Origin of the sequence: Bacillus cereus group sp. RP37 (genome assembly GCF_040459695.1) — a bacterium.
Lineage (GTDB): Bacteria > Bacillota > Bacilli > Bacillales > Bacillaceae_G > Bacillus_A.
The window spans coordinates 870,617-892,831 of sequence record NZ_JARVHP010000001.1; the positions used below are offsets into that span (position 1 = coordinate 870,617).

Genomic DNA, 22,215 nt, shown 5'->3' on the forward strand with positions numbered 1-22,215 from the left:
GATGAGGACATGAGTAGTTTTCTACGATTTTCAGAGAGGGAAGCCTTAGGGTGTGAGCTTCCTAGTACGGGATTATTACTTACCACCTCTAAACTTTAGCAGTGAACGGTTTTTCTAGTAATTGCTAACGGACAACACCGTTATGTTGAACTTGAGCAATTAACAATAAGGTTAATTGGAACAAGGGTGGAACCACGAATTCAACACTCGTCCCTTTTTACGGGATGAGTGTTTTTTATTTTGAAAAAAAAGAGGAGTGACCAGTGATGGCAGATGTAGTTAAAATTACTTTCCCTGATGGAGCTGTGAAGGAGTTTCCAAAAGGCGTAACAACTGAAGAAATCGCAGCTTCTATTAGCCCAGGCTTAAAGAAAAAAGCTGTGGCTGGAAAATTAAACGATGAGATGATTGATCTTGTTACACCAATCGAAGAAGATGGTGCAGTTTCTATTATTACATTAGATTCTGAAGATGGCTTATACATTTTACGCCATTCAACAGCCCACCTATTAGCACAAGCATTAAAACGTTTATATAAAGATGTTAAGCTTGAGCTTGGCATTGGTCCAGTAATTGAAAATGGCTTCTACTACGATATCGATATGGAAGAAGCAATTACGGTTGAAGACTTCAAGAAAATCGAAAAAGAAATGCAAAAAATTGTGAACGAGAACTTAGAAATCGTTCGTCATGAAGTACCACGTGCAGAAGCACTTCGTCGCTTTGAAGAAATCGGCGATGAGTTAAAATTAGATTTAATTAACGATCTTCCAGAAGATGCAGTTATTTCAATCTATGAGCAAGGCGAATTCTTCGACCTTTGCCGTGGTGTTCACCTTCCGTCTACAGGGAAAATTAAAGTATTTAAATTATTAAGCGTTGCGGGTGCTTACTGGCGCGGCGATAGCAATAATAAAATGCTACAACGTATTTACGGTACTGCATTCGTTAAGAAAGCAGAATTAGATGAGCACTTACGTATGCTTGAAGAAGCGAAAGAGCGCGATCACCGTAAATTAGGTAAAGAATTAAAACTATTTACTAATAGCCAAAAAGTAGGGCAAGGTTTACCACTTTGGTTACCAAAAGGTGCAACAATTCGCCGTATTATCGAGCGTTACATCGTTGATAAAGAAGCTAGCTTAGGCTATGATCACGTATACACTCCAGTACTAGGAAGCAGAGAGCTTTATGAAACTTCTGGTCACTGGAATCACTACCGTGATGGTATGTTCCCATCAATGGAAATGGATAATGAAGAATTAGTTCTTCGTCCAATGAACTGCCCTCACCACATGATGGTTTATAAAAACGATATTCACAGCTACCGTGAATTACCAATCCGTATTGCGGAACTTGGAACAATGCACCGCTATGAAATGTCAGGTGCGTTATCTGGATTACAACGTGTACGTGGAATGACTTTAAACGATGCACACATTTTTGTTCGCCCAGATCAAATTAAAGAAGAGTTAAAACGTGTTGTAAACTTAACTCTAGAAGTGTACAAAGATTTCGGTTTAGAGAACTACTCATTCCGTCTATCTTATCGTGACCCAGCAGACACTAAAAAGTATTATGCTGATGACGAGATGTGGGAAAAAGCACAAGGTATGTTAAAAGAAGCTATGGATGAAATGGGTCTTGATTACTATGAAGCTGAAGGTGAAGCGGCATTCTACGGTCCAAAACTTGACGTTCAAGTTCGTACTGCTCTTGGAAAAGACGAAACACTTTCAACTGTACAATTAGACTTCTTACTTCCAGAACGCTTTGAATTAGCTTACGTTGGTGAAGACGGTAAACAACATCGTCCAGTTGTAATTCACCGTGGTGTTGTATCAACTATGGAACGTTTCGTAGCCTTCTTAATTGAAGAATACAAAGGTGCATTCCCAACTTGGTTAGCTCCAGTTCAAGCACAAGTAATTCCAGTTTCTCCGCAAGTACATTTAGACTATGCGAAGAAAGTGCAAGATGAATTACGCCGTGCTGGTATCCGTGTTGAATTAGATACTCGTGAAGAGAAAATTGGTTACAAAATTCGTGAAGCACAAATGCAAAAAATTCCGTACATGCTTGTAGTAGGTGACAATGAAGTAACTGAAAACGGCGTAAACGTACGTAAATATGGTGAACAAAAATCAGAAACAATCGCATTAGATGCTTTTGTTGATATGATTAAAGTAGAAGGAAAACGATAAGAAATTGCCGCGGGATACCGCGGCTTTTCTATGTAATGTAGGTAAGGCGAATTAGAAAAAATAACCATGTAACACTTATCGTAAAAAAGTATTGCAAGTATGTTAGTTGTTTGTTACAATATTTCTTGTTGTTAGTAAAACACATTGCGTCTTCTTGACAGACGTCATGTCCTATGATAAACTCATCAAGGATAATAGAATATTGTTTTGTGGAACAAGTAGAAGCACCCGCTTCTCACCTGATGGACGCATTCGCAGTTTACAGGTAAATGTATTTCTTACTTAAGATTTTACAAGTGTGGGTGTCGTATGCCCGCACTTTTTTTGTCGGGTTCTATGACTACAAAATATGTTCTGAAAAAACCTTGGAGGTGGCTTACTATTAGCAAGGATATGATGATTAACGAGCAAATTCGTGCACGTGAAGTACGTTTAGTTGGTGCAAATGGCGATCAACTTGGAATCAAGTCTCGTAATGACGCTTTAGACTTAGCTGCAAATCTTAATCTTGATTTAGTATTAGTTGCTCCAAATGCGAAACCGCCAGTATGCCGCATTATGGACTACGGTAAATTCCGCTTTGAGCAACAGAAGAAAGAAAAAGAACAGCGCAAAAATCAAAAAGTAATTAGCATGAAAGAAGTTCGTTTAAGTCCAACAATTGATGAACACGACTTTAACACAAAACTTCGTAATGCTATCAAGTTTTTAGAGAAAGGCGACAAGGTTAAAGCGTCAATTCGCTTTAAAGGACGTGCCATTACTCATAAAGAAATCGGTCAACGTGTTTTAGATCGCTTCTCAGAAGCTTGTGCTGAAGTTAGTACAATTGAATCTAAGCCTAAAATGGAAGGACGTAGTATGTTCTTAGTTTTAGCACCGAAAAACGATAAGCAATAGATAGAGGAGGAAATACCTATGCCTAAACAAAAAACTCATCGCGGCTCTGCAAAGCGTTTCAAAAAGACTGGATCAGGTAAACTGAAACGTTCTCACGCTTACACAAGCCATTTATTCGCTAACAAATCTACAAAAGCTAAACGTAAACTACGTAAAGCTGGTGTAGTAAGCGCTGGTGACTTCAAACGCATTCGTCAAATGCTTGACAACTTAAAATAAGTTCGGCTGATATATAGAACAATTAGGAGGTAATATTATGCCAAGAGTAAAAGGTGGTACAGTTACTCGTCAACGTCGTAAAAAAGTAATTAAATTAGCAAAAGGTTACTACGGTTCAAAAAATACATTATTCAAGGTTGCTAACCAACAGGTTATGAAATCTCTAATGTATGCATTCCGTGACCGCCGTCAAAAGAAACGTGACTTCCGTAAATTATGGATCACACGTATCAACGCAGCAGCTCGTATGAATGGTCTTTCTTACAGCCGCTTAATGCACGGTCTTAAAAATGCTGGCATCGAAGTTAACCGCAAGATGCTTGCTGACTTAGCTGTTCATGACGAAAAAGCTTTCGCTGAATTAGCAACAGTTGCAAAAAACAACATTAACTAATTAATTAGTTGAAACCTTAGAAGATTTTTCTTCTAAGGTTTTTTTATTTGTATGCAAAGAGAGGTATGTCGTTACTGATATGACAAAATCAATCTAAAAGCTATAGCAATATAGAAGAATATATATATGAAGTCAGGAGAATCCTCCTGGCTTTTTTTAATTCTACCCCTTTGGAAAGAAGAGTATCTTTCCTACCTGAAACGACACTGCTATAATGGAAAGATGATATGGAACTTTCATCAGATAAAATAAAATTTTTATTAGTGGGCAATCCCCCGATAATGATTAACTATCACCAATCGGAGTGAACAATCTAATCGTGATGATTGAAACGTATTTGTAAATTAAGGACAAGCTATTTTGTAAAGAGATAAATGGCTGACTTATTAATAAGAAATGAAAAATAATAATGAACTTTGAGATGAAACAACATTGTTGCGTAAAATGCGATGTTGGAGGAGGACAATAGAATGGACTTACTACAACTATTTAAATTACAAAAAGAATTAGATGACCGTATTGTGAAAGAGCATGACTTACAACCGAAAAAGTTGTTAAAAGAAAAGATGTTAGCTCTTCTTGTGGAAATTGGAGAACTTGCAAACGAAACACGTTGTTTTAAATATTGGAGCAACAAACCAGCATCAGAACGTGAAGTAATCTTAGAAGAATACGTAGATGGTTTGCATTTTATTTTATCCATCGGAATTGATTTAGGTATTGATAAAAACTTCCTATTCTATAAATGTGCACAGACGAATAAAACACAAGTGGAAATTTTCTTAGACACATATGCAAAAGTAATTCGTTTTACAGATCAACCATCTATTACGAACTATATTGAATTATTTACAAGCTACCTTCGACTTGGACAAGCGCTTGAGTTTGAGCAAGAAGAGATTGAGAAGGCATATTTAGATAAAAATGAAGTAAATCATCAGCGTCAAACACAAGGATACTGATTTAATTTTTGAATATTTCAATTTAATTATTGTATAATGAAGTGACTGAAGAAAAAGGAGGGTGTTGGCAATGACAAAATTAGACACGACATTGACAATGCTAAAAGAATTAACAGATGCACGTGGTATTGCTGGTAACGAGCGTGAACCACGTGAAGTAATGAAGAAATATATCGAGCCGTTTGCAGACGAACTTTCTACTGATAATTTAGGGAGTTTAGTTGCAAAAAAAGTAGGGGAAGAAAACGGCCCGAAAATTATGGTTGCAGGTCATTTAGATGAAGTTGGCTTTATGATTACGCAAATTGATGACAAAGGTTTCCTTCGTTTCCAAACAGTTGGTGGCTGGTGGTCACAAGTTATGCTTGCGCAGCGCGTGACAATTGTAACGCGTAAAGGAGATGTAACAGGTGTAATTGGTTCAAAACCACCGCACATTTTACCTCCAGAAGCACGTAAAAAGCCAGTTGATATTAAGGACATGTTCATCGATATTGGTGCTTCTAGCCAAGAAGAAGCGATGGAGTGGGGCGTACGACCAGGAGATCAAGTTGTACCTTACTTTGAATTCCAAGTGATGAAGAATGAAAAAATGTTACTTGCAAAAGCATGGGATAACCGAATTGGTTGTGCAATTGCAATTGACGTATTAAAACAATTAAAAGATGAAAAGCATCCAAACGTTGTATATGGCGTAGGGACTGTACAAGAAGAAGTCGGTCTTCGTGGCGCGAAAACATCTGCAAACTATATTAAACCAGATATCGCATTCGCAGTAGATGTTGGTATCGCTGGTGACACACCTGGTGTAACGGCAAAAGAAGCGCAAAGTAAAATGGGTGATGGACCACAGATTATTTTATATGATGCGTCTGTTATTGGTCATACTGGTTTACGTGACTTTGTAGTTGATGTTGCTGACGAATTAGAAATTCCGTATCAATATGATTCAGTAGCGGGCGGAGGAACGGATGCAGGTGCAATTCACATTGCTGTAAATGGTATTCCGTCTATGGCAATTACAATTGCAACGCGCTACATTCATTCTCATGCGGCAATGTTACACCGTGATGACTATGAAAATGCAGTGAAGTTAATTGTAGAAGTTATTAAACGTCTTGATAAAGAGGCTGTACATAACATTACATTTAATTAATAGAAAAAGCGAAGGAGCCTCTCCTTCGCTTTTTTATGTTTTAAAAAGGTCTCTCTAATCCAGCGGCAGTATGAGCTCCTAAAATAATTAAACGAGTTAATTGCATGGCCATAAAATGCGGGGTATAAATCATCCCTCTTTTTAACCAGGACATAATCATCCCGATATGAGCTCCTGTCACATAACTAATTAAAATATCACGAGGAACCATAAGGTCTTTATCATCTGGCTGTGAAATAGATAAGCTTAGTGTTAAATGAGTTTGGATTGTTTTCATCATTTTATAAGAGTAGTTCCCGGCTGCCTTATCGCCAAGCATAACGTTATAGAAGTTCACATTTTCTGCAATATGTTCGAATAAAGCTAAAAAGGTTGGATTTGGTGAATCAAATGTAAGTTGAAACTCTTCTTTATTTCTATTTTTTGGTTTAATAACTTCTGTTAATTTCTCTAACATTTCTTCGATGCTTTTGTCTAATAGATCATATTTATCATGGTAATGGCTATAAAACGTAGCGCGGTTTACAGGAGCACGTTCTGCGATATGTTGAACAGTTACATCGTCAAATCCTTTTTCGCCTACTAAAGCGACAAAAGCATCCTGTATGAGTTGTCTCGTCCGCTTTACACGTGGATCATTTGTATTTTTAATAGACATTTTTACTTCTCCTCGTTTAATTTTCTATACTTAAACAACATATTGATATTATATTGTTGTTTAAGCAACATTTCATATGGAAATTGTCGGTTGTAGATTCAAAATAATTATTTATAATTATAAACGATAGTCCTTCAGAAATCAGCACCGCTCGCAGGTAGACATATTTTCGTTTACGCTGTAAATGGTGTGATTTTTTTGTTTAAAGGTTAATATAATTAACAATTAAACAGTCTAAACAATAAGGACGTAAATAGTTTAGAAAAAAATTATATGCGATATAAGGAGAGGAATGCAATGAATCAGTTTCGAAGAATGGTAATTATCAACATTATCACATTAATTGTACTAGTTGGCGGCGGTATTGGCGGTTATTACTATTACAACCAAACGGAAAATTACTTAAAAACAGACAATGCAAAAATTGATGGAAAGGTAATTCCGATTGCTTCACCAGTAGCGGGTAAATTAACGGACTGGAAAGCTGAAGTAGGAAAAAACTACAATGAGAACGATAAATTAGGTGCTGTTACTGTAGCGGCAGCTAATGGAGAACAAACAGTAGATGTAACAATTCCGCAAAATGCAACAGTTGTACAATCAAACGCGACGACAAATGCTTTTGTTGGAGCAGGTAGCCCGATTGCTTACGCATTCGATATGAACAATTTATGGGTAACAGCAAACATTGAAGAAACAGTGATTGACGATGTTCAAAAAGGTCAAACAGTAGATGTATATGTAGATGCATACCCAGATACAACGTTAACAGGGAAAGTAGAACAAGTTGGATTAACAACAGCAAATACATTCTCAATGTTACCATCAAGTAACGCAACAGCGAACTATACAAAAGTAAAGCAAGTTGTACCAGTTAAAATTTCTTTAGATCATAGTAAGTCAGTAAATATTGTTCCTGGAATGAATGTGTCAGTTCGTATTCATAAGTAAGGGGGAGATGAGATGTCCTCAATTGCAATTGTAGGATATGCACTATTTTGTATAATCGTCTTCTTCCTTGTAAATCGTCTTTTACGAAAGAAAAAAACGAACGTGGGAGAAGAACAAGTCCCAGCCGTAAGTAAAATAGAAGTAAGTAAAGAAGAAACAGAAGAGAAAGAAAATGAACGAAAGCAAGAAGTAGAAATTTCTAATGTAGTTGAGTTAGAAACAAGCAAGCAAGAAGAAACAAAAGAAGTAAAAGAAATGCCGAAAAAACAAACGTCTATGCCGATAGAGAATGTAAATGTAAAAGCAGTTGTAACAGTATTAATTCTCGGTATGTTCGTTTCTATTTTAAACCAAACGATCATTAACGTTGCATTACCTCCGTTAATGAATGAATTTAACGTATCAACGTCAACGGCGCAATGGTTAATTACAGGATTCATGCTTGTAAATGGTATTTTAGTACCGATTAGTGCCTTTTTAGTTTCACGATTTACGTATCGTAAATTATTTGTAGCAGCAATGTTATTCTTTACTGTAGGATCTATCATTTGTGCTACATCAGGAAACTTTACAATGATGATGACAGGTCGTATTATTCAAGCGGTCGGTGCAGGTATTTTAATGCCAGTTGGTATGAACATCTTCATGACGTTATTCCCGCCTCATAAGCGCGGGGCAGCGATGGGATTACTAGGCGTTGCGATGATTTTAGCACCAGCTATCGGACCAACTGTAACGGGCTGGGTTATTGAAAACTATAGCTGGAACTTAATGTTCTACGGAATGTTTGTAATTGGTTTAATTATTACGTTCTTATCTTTAAAATTCTTTACACTTGCTCAGCCAGTGTCTAATACAAAATTAGATGTATTTGGTGTGATTAGTTCAAGTATTGGACTAGGTAGCTTACTGTATGGATTTAGTGAAGCTGGAAATAATAGTTGGACTAGTGCCGAAGTTGTTATTTCACTTGTTATCGGTGTAATTGGTTTAGCGTTATTTATTTGGAGAGAATTAACAACGGACAATAAAATGCTTGATTTACAAGTATTTAAATATCCAGTATTTACTTTCACTTTAGTAATTAACGCAATCGTTACGATGGCATTATTCGGAGGCATGTTATTGCTTCCGGTATATCTGCAAAACATTCGCGGTTTCACACCGATAGAATCAGGTCTATTATTACTTCCAGGATCATTAATTATGGGGATTATGGGACCTATTGCAGGTAAACTATTTGATAAGTATGGTATTCGTCCGTTAGCAATTGTCGGATTAGCCATTACAACATTTGCGACATATGAATTCACAACGTTATCGATGGATACACCGTATAGCGTTATTATGACGGATTATATTATACGTTCGATTGGTATGTCATTCATTATGATGCCAATTATGACAGCTGGTATGAACGCACTGCCGATGAAATTAATTTCTCACGGTACAGCAACGCAAAATACGTCAAGACAAGTAGCTGGTTCAATTGGAACGGCGATATTAATTACACTTATGACGCAACAAACGACTGCTCACGTAGCAGATTACGGCAACATGTTAACAACATCAAATCCAATTTTAGTTGATAAAGTACACGGCATGGGGCAAAGCTTAGCGGCCTTAGCTGGATCAGCGCAAGCAGGAGATGCGATGAGCACGCAACTATTATATGGGCAAATTTCAAAACTATCTGCAATTAACGGTATTAACGATGCCTTCTTAATTGCGACGATATTAGCAGGGATTGCTTGGGTGTTATCGTTCTTCTTACCATCAGGCAATAAAACAAATAAAAAAGCAGGGAATTAATTTCCCTGCTTTTTTGTGCTTTTTATAAAAGGAATTCAACTAAATATAGAATGAATCCTCTGCAGAAATGAGTCCCCAAAAAATAACCCCTAATATTCCTGCAATAAAAATAATGAATCCCATATTGCGTATACTTTTAATTTTTGCTTTTAACCCAATGAATCCCGCTAATAATCCAGTTAAAGAAAAAAGGATCCAGTATAGAGAAGTTGGAATAGGAAGGATTGTATCACCATTAATCCCCATGCTCCAAAAAACATAAGGTAGCAAGGTAAAGGATAGGCTGAGTATCCCTGTTAAACAAATGAGCAATTTGCGATGTTTAATTCCTGCAATAATTAAAAAAATACCGCCAAAAAGCCCACATAGAGTAAGAAGTGGTACATAGAAAATCCAAAGTAAGCTCAAAACGTGCATATATAATCTCCCTCTAGTTAATGAGTTATATTTTACTGCATAAGGTTTATTTTGGATATTATTAATGAATATGTATAAATTGATAGAAATGAGTAGTACCGATACGAATTAATAGATGTAGAGTAAGTTAGAGAGGAGGGGGCTCGTGAAAATTACAGAAGAGAACGTTGTGAATCAGCTAAGGAAAAGGAACGAAAAAGCATTATATTTTATTATCGACCAGTACGGCGGACTTATAAAAAGTATTATTCAGAAGCATTTAGCTTCGTTCGAAGATGTGCAAGAGGAATGTATGGATGATGTGTTATTGGCGATTTGAAAAACTAGAAGATCGTGTAACGAAAATTGTACTGGCGCCTGTTCTAACTTCTGGTGAAGAGGGAGAAAAGAAAACGAATTATCGAAAAGTGTTAACGGAAGAAGAGTTTGAAGTTTTGATAAAAGAGTGAAAAGAGGTATCGCGATGATACCTCTTTTTATCCTAAAAAGGCTAACATATTATTCATAATATGAAGTAATATAGCTGGAATAATGGATTTTGTTTTTTTACATAAAATGGCCATAAATAGACCCATGATGAACATACTAAACATCACACCAGTTGAGTATATATGACCTATTCCGAAGAGGAAGCTAGATCCAAGTGCTGCAATCCAAAAGGGGAAGCGCTGTTGTAGGAAGTGAAGAATAATACCGCGGACTATAAGTTCTTCAAAAATAGGTACAAGTATAGCGCCACCTATTAGCAATAACAGTTTGTATTGTTTTAACATTTCTAGGTCTAAAGCGGATGACTGTTCTTTTACCGCATCAGGAAAAATATTATTAATTATAAATGTATCATTAACGATATGTAGTCCGTAAAAAAGGATGATATAGATGTATGTGCTTACTTTTTTTAATGCTGTAAAGTTTAGTGTTGGGACAATTAAATTTCTTAACGGTTTATATGCATAAATTAAAATTAATAAAATGCACAATACAAATAAATGCCTTCCAAAAGTAGTAAGTGATTTTGCTAAAGTAATTTGTTTTGGATCAGTTAGACCTTCTGTATAAATAACGGTAGGAAGGCCTATAAAGAGATCGGCTAGAAATCCTGTTCCCCAAATCGCGAAAACAAGCGAAAATAGAAATTGTGAGAGTGACATAGAGTGCTTTTGTGGGTAAGTTAGTTGCGTGGCTTGTATAATAGTGAATCACCTATCCTTGTTGATTTAATAGTTATATATAAAGATTATAGAATATTTATACAAAAAAGTCATCATTGTAGTAAAAATGATATTTTGAAGCTAATATTTACAGACCTTAATAATTTTACATTGATGTTCTGTGCAAACGGAAGAGTTTGAGGTTGTGATAAAAGAATAAAAAGAGGTATCGCGATGATACCTCTTTCTAACTCAAGAATGCCAACATATTATTCATAATATGAAATAACATAGCTGGAATAATGGATTTTGTTTTTTTACATAAAATGGCCATTAATAATCCCATGAAGAAAGTAATGACCATTACTCCAAGTGAGTATGTATGAGCGATACCGAAGAAGAAGCTTGTTAAGATCCCTGCAATCCAAAATGGAAAGCGCTCTGAGAAGAAGCGAAGTATAAAGCCACGGAAAATAAGTTCTTCAAAAATTGGTGTAAGTATAGCGAAACCGAGAAGTAATAATATTTGATACTGCTTAAAAACGTCTAAGTTTAGTGCGGAAGATTGCTGCTTTGTTGCGTCTTGGAACATATAATTTAATAAGATGTAATTGAGTAAAATGTTTATAGCGAAGAAAAGAAGTAAGTATACGTATGTACGCCATTCTTTCAGTGCTTTAAAGTTAAATGATTTTAGTAGTAATTTTTTTGCGGGTTCGAATTTAAAAATGAAGAATAACAACACGGCTAGTTGTAATACGATACTTGCGGTATTTACGATAGATTCATACAGGGCAATTTGTTTTTTATCTGTAAGACCTGCTGTATAAATTGTTAAGGGCATTGCGAGGAACACAGTAATAAGTCCGGTTCCGAAAAAAGCGAATAAAACGGAGCTAATAAATTGTCCCCATGACATAGAGTATTTCTGTTCATTAGAAAGTTGTGTAGCGGGTTGCATATGTAGAATCACCTCTTTAAATTTATATATTTAATTATAAAGTATTTCGTTTTCGGGTGTAATGTTTAAATATTACATACAAAGGTGTATTTTCCATAAAATAATAAAAGAGGTATCACCCTATAGTGATGCCTCTTTCTTATTGATAACTATGTTCTGCCTTATTGTTCGATTTCGATTGCTCTATTTGCAATTCACGCTCTACCAATCGATCTAACTGCTGAATCGCTTTTAGTGCTTTTTCATAAGAAATTGTTCTATAATGGTGCGCTCCGCCCGGTTCTTCATCTGCTTCGTCTGCCCATTTAATAATGTTTTGAAGAGATGTTCTTTCAATTTCTTGTTGTATTAAGAAAGAATCTGTATGAAGAAGAATTGCAATAGAAATTTCTTTTGCTAGTTTCGGATGTTCTCCTAATCTAATAAGCAATTTATGAGCTCTTTCTGCTCCTTTAATTGCGTGTATATCATTCTTTTTATATAAGTCATAGTCCCATTCGCCGCCTGTGTACCACGTATGATGTCCGATATCATGAAGGAAACCGGCTTTTGTCGCAGCATCGACTGAGGCGTGATGCTTTTTAGCTAAGTGAAACGCATGGTAAGCGACAGCAATCGCGTGGACCATCCCAGAACGATTTACGTATTTTTGTGTAATATGGTGTTTGAAAATTTGTTCAAGCGTAATACGGTGCATAAAACATTCACTCCTTTAATCTAATGGTGTATATGAAGAAAAATCGATCGGTTTAAATGTATTTTGAACATTGTACTCCATCGGGGTAGCGTTAGTAAAGTAGAAATGTTTAGGAGAAGAAAAAAATTTTCGTAAAAAAATCACCTTGGCTTATGCGAAGGTGATTTTCAAATTGCTTATTTTTTTAATCCTTGCTCTAGCGTTTCTAACATTTCGTGCTTTTCATTTTCATCAGCGTTTTTCCAAATGACTTCGAATAAAACACCAAGACCTGGCAGCATTTTTTCTTCACCGCTTTGAATTGCATCGACAATCGTTTCTTGTAATTGGTCTTGTGAATTTCCGGATACATTCGCTAATACAGCACCACGTAAATTAAAACTCATAGCTCTCACCTCTTCTTCAGAATTGAAACTGACGTTAGTTTTTGTTCTTTTTTATGTAAATATGTATGAAAAATAGGCTATAATGATAGGACAAGAAAAGAGGGAAATACATATTATGAAAAACATTGATTCAGTACAAAATCCGCGCGTGAAGCAGTGGAAAAAGCTGCAGACGAAAAAAGAGCGCGATAAAAAAGGTTTATTTTTTGTAGAAGGATTCCACTTAGTGGAGGAAGCTTTAAAAGCAGGAGTTGTAACAGAACTTATCGTTTCTGATCAGACAGATCTTCCGAAAGATTGGACAGTTAATGATGTGGAAATGTATATCGTGCCTGAAGCAATCGTAAAAGTACTTCGTGAAACAGAAACGACGCAAGGTGTATTTGCTGTTTGTGAGAAACACGAGAGTGAAGTAGCTCTTGCAGATGGGAAGTTTCTTTTATTAGATGGCCTTCAAGACCCAGGCAACTTAGGGACAATTATTCGTACAGCTGATGCAGCTGGTATTCATGCCGTTGTGCTTGGAGAAGGGTGCGTTGATGCATATAATAGTAAAGTGCTTCGCTCTACACAAGGTTCTATTTTTCATTTACCAGTTGTAAAAGGTAACTTAGAAGAATGGGTAGACAAGCTAAAAGAACAACACGTTCCTGTATATGGAACAGCTCTTGAAAATGGAGTTCCGTATGGTGAAGTAACACCGGTCGGTAGTTTTGCATTAATTGTAGGAAATGAAGGAAGCGGCGTAAGCCAAGAAATTCTTGCGAAAACGGATCAAAACTTGTATATTCCGATTTACGGCGGGGCAGAATCATTAAATGTTGCAGTTGCAGCAGGGATTTTAACGTATTATTTACAAAGCCCAGTTGCGAACAAATAAAAAACTTCTTATAATAAGTTGAAGTATATTATATTAAAAGTTAAATAACGAAAAACGTTGATAGAGAAGAGTAACTTACAAAATCGCCATATAGGGAGAGAATGCCTTAGACTGAAAGCATTCTTATGGTAGACGGAAGTGAATTCACCTCTGGAGTTGGCGCCAGGACCATGTATATGTAAAGGCGTTCCGGTCAGAATTGATCGTTATAACTAATGAGTGGGCAGACATGTTCTGTCAATTTAGGGTGGTACCGCGAATTTACCTCGTCCCTTTTTGGGAGCGGGGTTTTTTTATTTTTAAAATTAGGAGGGTTCCAAATGGAAGCACGTTTAAAAGAGCTAAAGCAAAAAGCGTTAGAGCTTATTGAAGAAGCGAAAGAGCTAAAGGGCTTAAATGACGTACGCGTAGCGTATTTAGGGAAAAAAGGCCCAATTACAGAAGTATTACGCGGCATGGGAAAATTATCAGCAGAAGAGCGTCCACGTATGGGAGCACTAGTAAATGAAGTACGTGAAGCGATTCAAACGCGTCTAGACGACAAAATTGGTAACTTAGAAAAAGCAGTAATTGAAGCGAAATTAGCTACTGAAACAATTGATGTTACACTACCAGGTCGCCCTGTTGAAACAGGTTGTCACCATCCGTTAACAGCTGTTGTTGAGCAAATTGAAGATGTATTCATCGGTATGGGTTATGAAGTAGCTGAAGGAACAGAAGTAGAAAAAGACTACTACAACTTCGAAGCATTAAACTTACCGAAAGATCATCCAGCGCGTGATATGCAAGATACATTCTACATTACAGAAGAAACGTTATTACGTACACATACATCTTCTGTGCAAGCACGTACGATGGAAAATAATAAAGAAAAAGGCCCAATTAAAATTATTTGTCCTGGTAAAGTGTATCGCCGCGATGACGATGATGCGACACATTCACATCAGTTCATGCAAATTGAAGGTCTTGTAATTGATAAAAACATTCGCATGAGTGACTTAAAAGGTACACTACAAGTATTCGTGAAAAAGATGTTCGGTGAAGATCGTGAAATCCGTCTTCGTCCAAGTTTCTTCCCATTCACAGAGCCATCTGTAGAGATGGATATTTCTTGTATGATGTGTCACGGCAAAGGTTGCGGCACTTGTAAAGGAACTGGCTGGATTGAAATTTTAGGCGCAGGTATGGTTCACCCGAACGTACTTGAAATGGCTGGTTATGATTCAAAAGAATATCAAGGTTTCGCATTCGGTATGGGCGCAGAGCGTATCGCAATGTTGAAATACGGCGTAGATGACATTCGTCATTTCTATACAAATGATGTACGTTTCTTACAACAATTCAAACGAGCGTAAGGGAAGGAGAGGATAAGTATGTTCGTATCATATCGTTGGTTACAAGAGTATGTAGATATTAAAGATGTAACAGCACAAGAACTAGCAGACAAAATCACGAAAAGTGGTATTGAAGTAGAAGGTGTTGAAGTATTAAATAAAGGTGTAAAAGGTGTTGTAGTTGGTCACGTATTAGAGTGTGAAAAACACCCAGAAGCTGATAAATTAAGCAAATGCTTAATCGATATCGGTGAAGAAGAGCCAGTTCAAATTATTTGTGGAGCTACGAATATTGCAAAAGGTTTAAAAGTACCAGTTGCAAAAGTTGGCGCTGTACTTCCTGGTAACTTCAAAATTAAAAAAGCAAAACTACGTGGTGAAGCTTCTCACGGTATGGTTTGTGCTCTTCAAGAGCTTGGCATTGATGGGAAATTAGTTTCAAAAGAATATGCAGATGGTATCTTCATCTTCCCAAGTGACGCTGAAGTTGGTGCAGATGCACTTGAAATTTTAAACTTACATGATGAAGTACTTGAGCTTGGTTTAACACCAAACCGTGCTGATTGCTTAAACATGTTAGGTGTTGCATATGAAGTAGCTGCTATTTATGGCCGTGAAGTAAAACTTCCAGCTATCGACTTACAAGAAACTGCAGAAAAAACTTCTGATTACATTTCTGTAAGCGTAGAAGCGAAAGAAGAAAACCCATTATATATTGCAAAAATGGTTAAAAACGTAAAAATTGGTCCATCACCAATGTGGATGCAGACTCGCCTTATGGCAGCTGGCATTCGTCCAATTAGCAACGTAGTTGATATTACAAACTACATTTTAATGGAATACGGTCAACCGTTACATGCATTCGATTACGATAAATTAGGTTCAAAAGAAATCGTTGTTCGTCTTGCAAAAGAAGGCGAAAAAATTGAAACGTTAGATGATCAAGAGCGTACATTACAAAGCCACCACCTTGTAATTACAAACGGCACAAAAGCTTTAGCTGTTGCTGGTGTAATGGGCGGAGCGGATTCTGAAGTTACAAATGAGACAGTAAACGTTTTAATTGAATCTGCATACTTCGCAGGTCAAACAGTGCGCCGTACATCAAAAGACTTAGGTCTTCGCAGTGAATCAAGTGCACGTTTTGAAAAAGGAATCGACCCAACACGTACATTTGAAGCAATTCAACACGCAGCTGCTTTAATGGCGAAATACGCTGGAGGAGAAGCACTTGAAGGTGTAGTAGAAGCTGACAACTTACAAGTACAAGAGCGTACAGTATCTGTTACTGCTGAAAAAGTAAACCGTGTATTAGGTACAAATATTTCTGCAAGTGAAATGGGTACAATGTTCACAAACTTGAAATTCCCATTCACAGAAGTAGAAGGAACATTCCATGTGAATGTACCAGCACGTCGTCCTGATATTACAATTTCAGAAGACTTAGTAGAAGAAGTGGGCCGCTTATACGGTTATGATCACATTCCAGTTACATTACCTTCTGGAACGATGACTCGTGGTAAATTAACAGCAGCACAAACGAAACGTCGTAAAGTACGTCGCTTCCTAGAGGGTGCTGGTTTATATGAAGCGATCACATATTCATTAACAAGCGCTGATAAAGCGAAGCAATATATGGTTGAGCCAAATGAAAAAGCTCCTGTAAACCTTGCACTTCCAATGAGTGAAGAGCGTAGCCAACTTCGTCTAAGCTTAGTGCCACAGTTGTTAGAAGCAGTTTCATACAATGTTGCACGTAAAAACGATAGCGTTGCTTTATACGAAGTAGGTTCTATCTTCTTGCCAACAGAAGCAGGAGAACTTCCGAAAGAAGAACAACATCTTGCAGGTGTAATGACAGGTCTTGCTCTTCACCATGCATGGCAAGGTGAGAAGAAAGTAGTAGACTTCTTCGTTATGAAAGGTGTACTAGAAGGACTATTCGACGTACTTGGCGTTTCAAACCAAATCACATATGCACCAGCAAAACGTGAAGGTATGCACCCAGGTCGTACAGCTGACATCGTATTAGATGGCGAAGTAATTGGTTTCATCGGTCAATTGCATCCTGAAGCAGAAAAACAATTAGATGTGAAAAATACATTCGTATTCGAATTATCTCTTGTAAAAGTATTCGGTGCAGACGCAGAGGAAACTTATTACTCAGCAATTCCACGTTTCCCATCTATGACACGTGATATGGCTGTTGTCGTAACGAAAGAAACAAAAGCTGGTGAAATGAAGCAAGTTATTGCTGAAACTGGCGGAGAACTTCTGAAAGACGTAACGCTATTCGACTTATACGAAGGTGAAAAAATGGAAGAAGGCAAGAAATCACTTGCATTCTCTATGACCTACTTCGATGCAGAACGTACGTTAACAGACGAAGAAGTAACAGAAGCACATAACCGTGTGTTAACAACGGTAGAAGAGAAATTCGGTGCGGAGTTACGTAAGTAATTAGAAAATTGCCGGATTCATTCCGGCAATTTTTTTATTGCACAATCGTCTAAAGATGTCGGTAAGTCGATATATTATAAAAATCGCTTATATATTTTCTGGCATCTTGCATCTTTCTCTCGAATGTAGTACATTAATTTTAGTTTAACAAAACGAAAGACGATGATAAGGAAAAGTAGTATATACTATAATCCAAAGCGAGTCAGGGATGGTGAGAGCCTGATGAGGCGGTATATGTGAAGAACACCTTGGAGTTGCTAACCGAAATTGAATCTTGTATTCAAGAGTAGACTTAGACGGGAATCCGGCCTGTTACAAACCGGGAAGTATGTATTACATACGAGTTAAAGTTGGTCTTTATGACAAATTGGGTGGTACCGCGAAGTTTAACCTTTCGTCCCTTTATGGATGAAAGGTTTTTTTGTATTTAAATATATCAGCAAAGGAGAATTTCACTATGGAAAACACATTAGTAAAAAGTCTGTATAGAGATACAGATAAATACGCAGGTCAAACAGTACAAGTATCAGGGTGGATTCGTAACTTACGTGATTCAAAAGCATTTGGTTTCATCGAATTAAACGACGGTAGCTTCTTCAAAAGCGTTCAAATCGTTTTCGATACAGAATTAGAGAACTTCAAAGAAATTGCAAAACTTCCACTTAGCTCTTCAGTTAAAGTAGAAGGTAAAGTAATTGCAACGCCTGGAGCGAAGCAACCATTTGAAATTAAAGCAGAAAAAATTGATATCGAGGGTTTATCAGATTCTGATTACCCACTTCAAAAGAAACGTCATACGTTTGAATACTTACGTACAATCGCTCACTTACGTCCAAGAACAAATGCATTCTCTGCAACGTTCCGCGTACGTTCTATCGCAGCATTTGCGATTCACCAGTTCTTCCAAGAGCGTGGATTCGTACATGTTCACACACCAATCATCACTGGTAGTGATACAGAAGGTGCTGGCGAAATGTTCCGCGTAACAACGCAAGATTTAAACAACGTACCAAAAGGTGAAGACGGACAAGTTGATGAAGCAAAAGACTTCTTCGGCAAAGAAACAAACTTAACAGTAAGTGGACAGCTGAACGCTGAAGCTTATGCATTAGCATTCCGTGATGTATACACATTCGGACCTACATTCCGTGCAGAAAACTCAAACACAACTCGCCACGCTGCTGAGTTCTGGATGGTTGAGCCTGAGATTGCATTCGCTGAATTAGGTGACGTAATGGATCTTACAGAAGATATGCTGAAATATGCAATGAAATACGTACTAGAGCATGCGCCAGAAGAAATGGAATTCTTCAACAGCTTCGTTGATAAGACAGTTCTAGAGCGTATGAACAATGTGATTAACTCTGACTTCGGTCGTATCACATATACAGAAGCAATTAAAGTACTTCAAGAATCAGGTGCTGACTTCAAATACCCAGTAGAATGGGGTATTGACTTACAAACAGAGCATGAAAGATACTTATCAGAAGAGATCTTCAAACGCCCTGTATTCGTAACTGACTATCCGAAAGACATTAAAGCGTTCTACATGCGTATGAATGAAGATGGAAAAACAGTAGCTGCTACTGACCTTCTAGTTCCTGGCATCGGCGAATTAATCGGCGGAAGTCAACGTGAAGAAAGAATGGACGTTTTAGTAGACAGAATTAAAGAATTAGGTATGAACGAAGAGGACTACTGGTGGTACTTAGAACTTAGAAAATACGGCGGTACAAAACACGCTGGATTCGGTCTAGGTTTCGAGCGCTTCCTAATGTATATCACTGGCATGGCTAACATCCGTGACGTAATTCCATTCCCAAGAACTCCAGGTTCTTCTGAGTTCTAAAATATGAAAAAAGCGAGAGGATTTCCTCTCGCTTTTTATTTTGAATAGTTTAGTACCTCGTAGCAAAAAGTAACGCGAAGGGGTGAATATAAATGAGTAAAAAAGTGAAAAAAGATCATTCAAGATCAAGCCTTGGTTCTCCAGAAATAGAAGGACAAGGAACGACGACACATGAAACAGGTTCTCATAAAGTATCTTCATCAAATAAGAAGCAGAAACGAAGCTAACATAAAAAAGGAGAGTCTTGGCGGCTCTCCTTTTTATGTGTTACATCTTATTATCGTTAATTTCTTTTGTAATGTTATCTACATCTTTGTCTAATCGATCTAAATAGAAAAACCACAGTAAGCTTATGAACACGTAATAGATGGCCATAACGCCAAGATTATCAGATATGTTTTCGAATGTGGATTTAGTAGTGAATAAAACTCCCCAAATGGTAGAAATAATGAAGTAAGAAAGCGGGCCTACTAGGTGTACGAAAACATATAATAACTTTTTCACTTTTACAGCGTTCATATGAAAAACCTCCTTTTTCTTATCATACATTCAAGTTCCTCACAGAAGTGTTGTAGTTTTGCTGGATTATGTATTAACGAGCGGGCATCGTGTTTCCCGATAAATCTTCGGATCCGAAAGTTTAATAAGAAAGATCGGCCATAGCGTTCTATTAAATCGTTGAACTCTCGTTGTTCACTTAGTAGCTGAATGTTTTCTCTAATTTCGAACTGTCTTTCGTGTGGATCACCTAGTAAGATATTTAGAATCATTTGTAGAAGTAGCAATGGGAATCCCCTTCCTTAATTTGAATAATCTGTATATTTATATTGTAACAAAAATATAAGGTCGATAGTAGGGTGAAACAAAAAACAGGAGTTTGTAGGCTCCTGTTTTTGTCGATACTATTTTAATAAGCGAAACGCCTTCTCCGTATTAGCAAAATGCAGTTTCACAAACTCAGGTAATCGTTCTTTACCAAGTTTTTGAATTAATTTAGCAGCAGCGATATCAACTTGTTTACCAGCACCTTTTGGAAGTGGCATACCAGCTTTTTTACTTAATTCGTCAAACTGTTTTACGAATGAGTAGCGAGCTAAAATAGAAGCAGCGGCTACTGCTAAATGGACGCTTTCGCCTTTCGTCGCGAAGTAAACATTTTCACGCTGTACCTGTTTTTGTTTTGCTAAATATTTGTAGTATGTATCAGGTTGTGTGAATTGGTCGATTAAGATGCCTTCAGGTTTTGTAGGCTCAATTTTAGCTAATAAGTTTGTAATAGCTTTATTATGTAGTAAAGCTTTTAACTTACCTTGGTTGTTTCCTTTATCAAATAGTTCGTTATATTTTTCATTATGAAGGACAAGAGAACTGTAAGGAACAACGTGTAGAAGTTGTTTCGCAATGGCAGTAATTTGATCGTCATTTAAGTTTTTAGAGTCTTTTACACCAAGTTCTTTTAAAAGTGGAATTTGCTTCGCATCCACATATACAGCAACTACTGTCATCGGCCCGAAGAAATCACCAGTACCAACTTCATCTGACCCTACGATAGACATTGTACCAATGGAAGTAGGCGGTGCATAACGGTGTGAATCGACAGATTTTTTTACAGCTGTTTTCGGTGTTTGAGAGACAGTTTGCCAACGAGAAGCCTCTGCTTCAGCACGTCCGCCTTGGAACATTACTTTTCCAGATTTATACGCTGTAATTGTGCAAGATGGTACCTTTGCCATGAAGATCCCGCCTTGCGGGATTTTCGGGCTAAGCGAGTGTTTATATTGTTGTTTCATGTCTTCAATTACTGTAGAATTTGTTTGAATTACGATAGAATTTGACATAATGGTCGCCCCTTTTTTTATATTGTTATTTTTATCATATCGGATTGTTCTTTCTGTTTCCATATTATGAAGGTTCATGGTATGATAAACTTTAGGATTCTGTACGTGATTGGAGGCCGGTGAGTTGTCACAACAAAAGGGAAAGAAAAGTCGAATTAATGTAGAAATCTATGGTCAGCAATATTCAGTTGTTGGCGATGAAAGTACAAGTCATATCCGCATGGTAGCAGCGATTGTGGATGATAAAATGCGCGAACTCAATGCCAAGAATCCTTCGCTTGACACGAGTAGACTAGCGGTATTGACGGCGGTAAACGTCATACACGATTACATAAAATTAAAAGAAGAACATGAGAAATTGAAAGAAAGTATGACAAAAAAAGGAATGGAATAACATGATTGATATTATTATCATTTTACTGCTTGTTATGGGATTTTTCCTCGGCTTACGCAGAGGGTTTATTCTGCAACTTGTAAAGTTAACAAGCTTTATTATCGCATACCTTGTTGCATACTGGTACTGTAAAGATTTAGCGCCAGCACTTGCGAAATTTATTCCGTATCCATTTGATAAAAACGTATCTGTTCCAGAATGGATTGATGCAAATAATATTGAGACAGTATTTTATCAAGCGCTTGCGTTTATCATATTGTTTATTATCACAAAAATTGCACTTTCGTTACTTGGTAATTTGTTAAATATGTTTGCAGAAATACCGGTTTTAAAGCAAGTAAATGCGTTTGCGGGGGCAATCCTCGGATTTTTAGAAGTATATATTATTTTGTTTGTCTTAATTATCATTGGAAACATTCTTCCGATTGAACAAGTACAAACACCATTACAAAAATCATCAATTAGCAAAATAATTGTAGACGATACACCGATTCTCTCTGAAAAGGTGAAGGAACTATGGCAGACAGGTAGCAGAGTATAACTTCTCTTTTTTCGGAAAGAGGAGTTTTTTTCTATGAAAGAAAGGCGGGGT

Annotated in this window: 24 protein-coding genes, 2 pseudogenes and 4 other annotated features (1 of these 30 running past the window's edge); of the genes and pseudogenes, 17 read left to right on the forward strand and 9 right to left on the reverse strand. The window is 37.0% G+C overall.

Annotated features, from left to right (window positions below; all coding sequences use genetic code 11):
* Positions 1 to 218: a binding site (T-box leader), on the forward strand; it begins 11 nt to the left of the window's first position.
* Positions 219 to 266: 48 nt separating this feature from the next.
* The 6 genes from thrS to QCI44_RS04650 all read left to right on the forward strand — a co-directional run bounded on the left by thrS (position 267) and on the right by QCI44_RS04650 (position 5,835).
* Positions 267 to 2,204 (forward strand): threonine--tRNA ligase, encoded by a 1,938-nt coding sequence (gene thrS, locus QCI44_RS04625; protein ID WP_000786076.1) that lies wholly within the window; start codon positions 267 to 269, stop codon positions 2,202 to 2,204.
* Positions 2,205 to 2,414: 210 nt separating this feature from the next.
* Positions 2,415 to 2,535: a sequence feature (ribosomal protein L20 leader region), on the forward strand.
* 62 nt (positions 2,536 to 2,597) lie between these two features.
* On the forward strand, positions 2,598 to 3,104 hold the full coding sequence (gene infC / locus QCI44_RS04630) for a translation initiation factor IF-3 (protein WP_170959974.1): 507 nt from the start codon (positions 2,598 to 2,600) through the stop codon (positions 3,102 to 3,104).
* Between the two features lie 18 nt (positions 3,105 to 3,122).
* Positions 3,123 to 3,323 carry a 50S ribosomal protein L35 gene (gene rpmI, locus QCI44_RS04635; protein ID WP_001125946.1) on the forward strand — a complete coding sequence of 67 codons (201 nt, stop codon included), beginning with the start codon at positions 3,123 to 3,125 and terminating at the stop codon, positions 3,321 to 3,323.
* A 37-nt stretch (positions 3,324 to 3,360) separates the two neighbouring features.
* Positions 3,361 to 3,717 carry a 50S ribosomal protein L20 gene (gene rplT, locus QCI44_RS04640; RefSeq protein ID WP_001138362.1) on the forward strand — a complete coding sequence of 119 codons (357 nt, stop codon included), beginning with the start codon at positions 3,361 to 3,363 and terminating at the stop codon, positions 3,715 to 3,717.
* A gap of 470 nt (positions 3,718 to 4,187) precedes the next feature.
* Positions 4,188 to 4,679, forward strand: a complete 492-nt coding sequence (locus tag QCI44_RS04645) for a dUTP diphosphatase (RefSeq protein WP_000365057.1) — start codon at positions 4,188 to 4,190, stop codon at positions 4,677 to 4,679.
* 70 nt (positions 4,680 to 4,749) lie between these two features.
* Positions 4,750 to 5,835 carry a M42 family metallopeptidase gene (locus QCI44_RS04650; RefSeq protein WP_016086015.1) on the forward strand — a complete coding sequence of 362 codons (1,086 nt, stop codon included), beginning with the start codon at positions 4,750 to 4,752 and terminating at the stop codon, positions 5,833 to 5,835.
* 40 nt (positions 5,836 to 5,875) lie between these two features.
* Here QCI44_RS04650 and QCI44_RS04655 read toward each other — a convergent pair whose 3' ends face one another.
* On the reverse strand, positions 5,876 to 6,493 hold the full coding sequence (locus tag QCI44_RS04655) for a TetR/AcrR family transcriptional regulator (RefSeq protein ID WP_000023656.1): 618 nt from the start codon (positions 6,491 to 6,493) through the stop codon (positions 5,876 to 5,878).
* Positions 6,494 to 6,790: 297 nt separating this feature from the next.
* Here QCI44_RS04655 and QCI44_RS04660 point away from each other — a divergent pair, with 297 nt between their 5' ends.
* Positions 6,791 to 7,444, forward strand: a complete 654-nt coding sequence (locus QCI44_RS04660; RefSeq protein WP_016086016.1) for an HlyD family secretion protein — start codon at positions 6,791 to 6,793, stop codon at positions 7,442 to 7,444.
* Positions 7,445 to 7,456: 12 nt separating this feature from the next.
* Positions 7,457 to 9,256, forward strand: a complete 1,800-nt coding sequence (locus QCI44_RS04665) for a DHA2 family efflux MFS transporter permease subunit (protein WP_016136838.1) — start codon at positions 7,457 to 7,459, stop codon at positions 9,254 to 9,256.
* Positions 9,257 to 9,295: 39 nt separating this feature from the next.
* Here the strand turns inward: QCI44_RS04665 and QCI44_RS04670 are convergent, their stop codons facing one another.
* Positions 9,296 to 9,673 carry a hypothetical protein gene (locus QCI44_RS04670; RefSeq protein WP_016136837.1) on the reverse strand — a complete coding sequence of 126 codons (378 nt, stop codon included), beginning with the start codon at positions 9,671 to 9,673 and terminating at the stop codon, positions 9,296 to 9,298.
* 145 nt (positions 9,674 to 9,818) lie between these two features.
* Here QCI44_RS04670 and QCI44_RS04675 point away from each other — a divergent pair.
* Both QCI44_RS04675 and QCI44_RS04680 read left to right on the forward strand, forming a co-directional pair.
* A pseudogene (locus QCI44_RS04675) lies at positions 9,819 to 9,989 on the forward strand (sigma-70 family RNA polymerase sigma factor); the annotation flags it as partial.
* Positions 9,979 to 10,122 (forward strand): annotated as a pseudogene (locus QCI44_RS04680) (DUF4179 domain-containing protein); the annotation flags it as partial. The pseudogenes QCI44_RS04675 and QCI44_RS04680, both read left to right, overlap by 11 nt.
* 27 nt (positions 10,123 to 10,149) lie before the next feature.
* Here the strand turns inward: QCI44_RS04680 and QCI44_RS04685 are convergent.
* The 4 genes from QCI44_RS04685 to sspI all read right to left on the reverse strand — a co-directional run bounded on the left by QCI44_RS04685 (position 10,150) and on the right by sspI (position 12,868).
* Positions 10,150 to 10,824 carry a CPBP family intramembrane glutamic endopeptidase gene (locus QCI44_RS04685; RefSeq protein ID WP_016086021.1) on the reverse strand — a complete coding sequence of 225 codons (675 nt, stop codon included), beginning with the start codon at positions 10,822 to 10,824 and terminating at the stop codon, positions 10,150 to 10,152.
* A gap of 247 nt (positions 10,825 to 11,071) precedes the next feature.
* On the reverse strand, positions 11,072 to 11,785 hold the full coding sequence (locus tag QCI44_RS04690; RefSeq protein ID WP_353811017.1) for a CPBP family intramembrane glutamic endopeptidase: 714 nt from the start codon (positions 11,783 to 11,785) through the stop codon (positions 11,072 to 11,074).
* A gap of 139 nt (positions 11,786 to 11,924) precedes the next feature.
* Entirely contained in the window at positions 11,925 to 12,482 is a 558-nt protein-coding gene (locus QCI44_RS04695) for an HD domain-containing protein (RefSeq protein ID WP_016086023.1), read from the reverse strand.
* Positions 12,483 to 12,658: 176 nt separating this feature from the next.
* A complete protein-coding gene (gene sspI / locus QCI44_RS04700) occupies positions 12,659 to 12,868 on the reverse strand; it encodes a small acid-soluble spore protein SspI (protein ID WP_000009509.1) in 210 nt (69 codons plus the stop codon).
* A gap of 82 nt (positions 12,869 to 12,950) precedes the next feature.
* Here sspI and QCI44_RS04705 point away from each other — a divergent pair, with 82 nt between their 5' ends.
* From QCI44_RS04705 to QCI44_RS04725, 5 genes are all read left to right on the forward strand, one after another.
* Complete coding sequence (locus QCI44_RS04705) at positions 12,951 to 13,748, forward strand: TrmH family RNA methyltransferase (protein ID WP_016086024.1); 798 nt, start codon at positions 12,951 to 12,953, stop codon at positions 13,746 to 13,748.
* A 48-nt stretch (positions 13,749 to 13,796) separates the two neighbouring features.
* Positions 13,797 to 14,025, forward strand: a binding site (T-box leader).
* A gap of 43 nt (positions 14,026 to 14,068) precedes the next feature.
* Positions 14,069 to 15,103, forward strand: coding sequence for a phenylalanine--tRNA ligase subunit alpha (pheS, locus tag QCI44_RS04710; protein ID WP_000388217.1), 1,035 nt, complete (start codon positions 14,069 to 14,071; stop codon positions 15,101 to 15,103).
* Positions 15,104 to 15,121: 18 nt separating this feature from the next.
* Positions 15,122 to 17,542, forward strand: coding sequence for a phenylalanine--tRNA ligase subunit beta (gene pheT / locus QCI44_RS04715; protein ID WP_016135427.1), 2,421 nt, complete (start codon positions 15,122 to 15,124; stop codon positions 17,540 to 17,542).
* A gap of 153 nt (positions 17,543 to 17,695) precedes the next feature.
* Positions 17,696 to 17,947 (forward strand) — a binding site (T-box leader).
* A gap of 52 nt (positions 17,948 to 17,999) precedes the next feature.
* Positions 18,000 to 19,391: an asparagine--tRNA ligase gene (asnS, locus tag QCI44_RS04720; protein WP_016086026.1), complete on the forward strand. Its 1,392-nt coding sequence runs from the start codon at positions 18,000 to 18,002 to the stop codon at positions 19,389 to 19,391.
* 92 nt (positions 19,392 to 19,483) lie between these two features.
* Positions 19,484 to 19,618 (forward strand): YuzL family protein, encoded by a 135-nt coding sequence (locus QCI44_RS04725; RefSeq protein WP_016086027.1) that lies wholly within the window; start codon positions 19,484 to 19,486, stop codon positions 19,616 to 19,618.
* Positions 19,619 to 19,658: 40 nt separating this feature from the next.
* Here the strand turns inward: QCI44_RS04725 and QCI44_RS04730 are convergent, their stop codons facing one another.
* The 3 genes from QCI44_RS04730 to rnhC all read right to left on the reverse strand — a co-directional run bounded on the left by QCI44_RS04730 (position 19,659) and on the right by rnhC (position 21,229).
* Positions 19,659 to 19,910, reverse strand: coding sequence for a hypothetical protein (locus QCI44_RS04730; protein WP_016086028.1), 252 nt, complete (start codon positions 19,908 to 19,910; stop codon positions 19,659 to 19,661).
* On the reverse strand, positions 19,907 to 20,176 hold the full coding sequence (locus QCI44_RS04735; protein WP_033660118.1) for a hypothetical protein: 270 nt from the start codon (positions 20,174 to 20,176) through the stop codon (positions 19,907 to 19,909). Before QCI44_RS04735 ends, QCI44_RS04730 begins: the two co-directional genes overlap by 4 nt.
* A gap of 117 nt (positions 20,177 to 20,293) precedes the next feature.
* Positions 20,294 to 21,229: a ribonuclease HIII gene (gene rnhC, locus QCI44_RS04740; protein ID WP_016135426.1), complete on the reverse strand. Its 936-nt coding sequence runs from the start codon at positions 21,227 to 21,229 to the stop codon at positions 20,294 to 20,296.
* Between the two features lie 124 nt (positions 21,230 to 21,353).
* On the opposite strand from rnhC, the gene zapA reads away from it, so the two are divergent.
* Complete coding sequence (zapA, locus tag QCI44_RS04745; protein ID WP_000082701.1) at positions 21,354 to 21,623, forward strand: cell division protein ZapA; 270 nt, start codon at positions 21,354 to 21,356, stop codon at positions 21,621 to 21,623.
* Between the two features lies 1 nt (position 21,624).
* The gene (locus QCI44_RS04750) at positions 21,625 to 22,164 is read left to right on the forward strand and encodes a CvpA family protein (protein ID WP_000565409.1); all 540 of its coding nucleotides are present in this window, start codon (positions 21,625 to 21,627) and stop codon (positions 22,162 to 22,164) included.
* The last annotated feature ends 51 nt before the right edge of the window (positions 22,165 to 22,215 follow it).

What these genes read in the sequence shown, in the direction of transcription:
- thrS (WP_000786076.1), top strand. Translation starts at nt 267, where the DNA reads ATGGCAGATGTAGTTAAAATTACTTTCCCTGATGGAGCTGTGAAGGAG.
- infC (WP_170959974.1), top strand. Translation starts at nt 2,598, where the DNA reads ATGATGATTAACGAGCAAATTCGTGCACGTGAAGTACGTTTAGTTGGT.
- rpmI (WP_001125946.1), top strand. Translation starts at nt 3,123, where the DNA reads ATGCCTAAACAAAAAACTCATCGCGGCTCTGCAAAGCGTTTCAAAAAG.
- rplT (WP_001138362.1), top strand. Translation starts at nt 3,361, where the DNA reads ATGCCAAGAGTAAAAGGTGGTACAGTTACTCGTCAACGTCGTAAAAAA.
- QCI44_RS04645 (WP_000365057.1), top strand. Translation starts at nt 4,188, where the DNA reads ATGGACTTACTACAACTATTTAAATTACAAAAAGAATTAGATGACCGT.
- QCI44_RS04650 (WP_016086015.1), top strand. Translation starts at nt 4,750, where the DNA reads ATGACAAAATTAGACACGACATTGACAATGCTAAAAGAATTAACAGAT.
- QCI44_RS04655 (WP_000023656.1), bottom strand. Translation starts at nt 6,493, where the DNA reads ATGTCTATTAAAAATACAAATGATCCACGTGTAAAGCGGACGAGACAA.
- QCI44_RS04660 (WP_016086016.1), top strand. Translation starts at nt 6,791, where the DNA reads ATGAATCAGTTTCGAAGAATGGTAATTATCAACATTATCACATTAATT.
- QCI44_RS04665 (WP_016136838.1), top strand. Translation starts at nt 7,457, where the DNA reads ATGTCCTCAATTGCAATTGTAGGATATGCACTATTTTGTATAATCGTC.
- QCI44_RS04670 (WP_016136837.1), bottom strand. Translation starts at nt 9,673, where the DNA reads ATGCACGTTTTGAGCTTACTTTGGATTTTCTATGTACCACTTCTTACT.
- QCI44_RS04685 (WP_016086021.1), bottom strand. Translation starts at nt 10,824, where the DNA reads ATGTCACTCTCACAATTTCTATTTTCGCTTGTTTTCGCGATTTGGGGA.
- QCI44_RS04690 (WP_353811017.1), bottom strand. Translation starts at nt 11,785, where the DNA reads ATGCAACCCGCTACACAACTTTCTAATGAACAGAAATACTCTATGTCA.
- QCI44_RS04695 (WP_016086023.1), bottom strand. Translation starts at nt 12,482, where the DNA reads ATGCACCGTATTACGCTTGAACAAATTTTCAAACACCATATTACACAA.
- sspI (WP_000009509.1), bottom strand. Translation starts at nt 12,868, where the DNA reads ATGAGTTTTAATTTACGTGGTGCTGTATTAGCGAATGTATCCGGAAAT.
- QCI44_RS04705 (WP_016086024.1), top strand. Translation starts at nt 12,951, where the DNA reads ATGATAGGACAAGAAAAGAGGGAAATACATATTATGAAAAACATTGAT.
- pheS (WP_000388217.1), top strand. Translation starts at nt 14,069, where the DNA reads ATGGAAGCACGTTTAAAAGAGCTAAAGCAAAAAGCGTTAGAGCTTATT.
- pheT (WP_016135427.1), top strand. Translation starts at nt 15,122, where the DNA reads ATGTTCGTATCATATCGTTGGTTACAAGAGTATGTAGATATTAAAGAT.
- asnS (WP_016086026.1), top strand. Translation starts at nt 18,000, where the DNA reads ATGGAAAACACATTAGTAAAAAGTCTGTATAGAGATACAGATAAATAC.
- QCI44_RS04725 (WP_016086027.1), top strand. Translation starts at nt 19,484, where the DNA reads ATGAGTAAAAAAGTGAAAAAAGATCATTCAAGATCAAGCCTTGGTTCT.
- QCI44_RS04730 (WP_016086028.1), bottom strand. Translation starts at nt 19,910, where the DNA reads ATGAACGCTGTAAAAGTGAAAAAGTTATTATATGTTTTCGTACACCTA.
- rnhC (WP_016135426.1), bottom strand. Translation starts at nt 21,229, where the DNA reads ATGTCAAATTCTATCGTAATTCAAACAAATTCTACAGTAATTGAAGAC.
- QCI44_RS04750 (WP_000565409.1), top strand. Translation starts at nt 21,625, where the DNA reads ATGATTGATATTATTATCATTTTACTGCTTGTTATGGGATTTTTCCTC.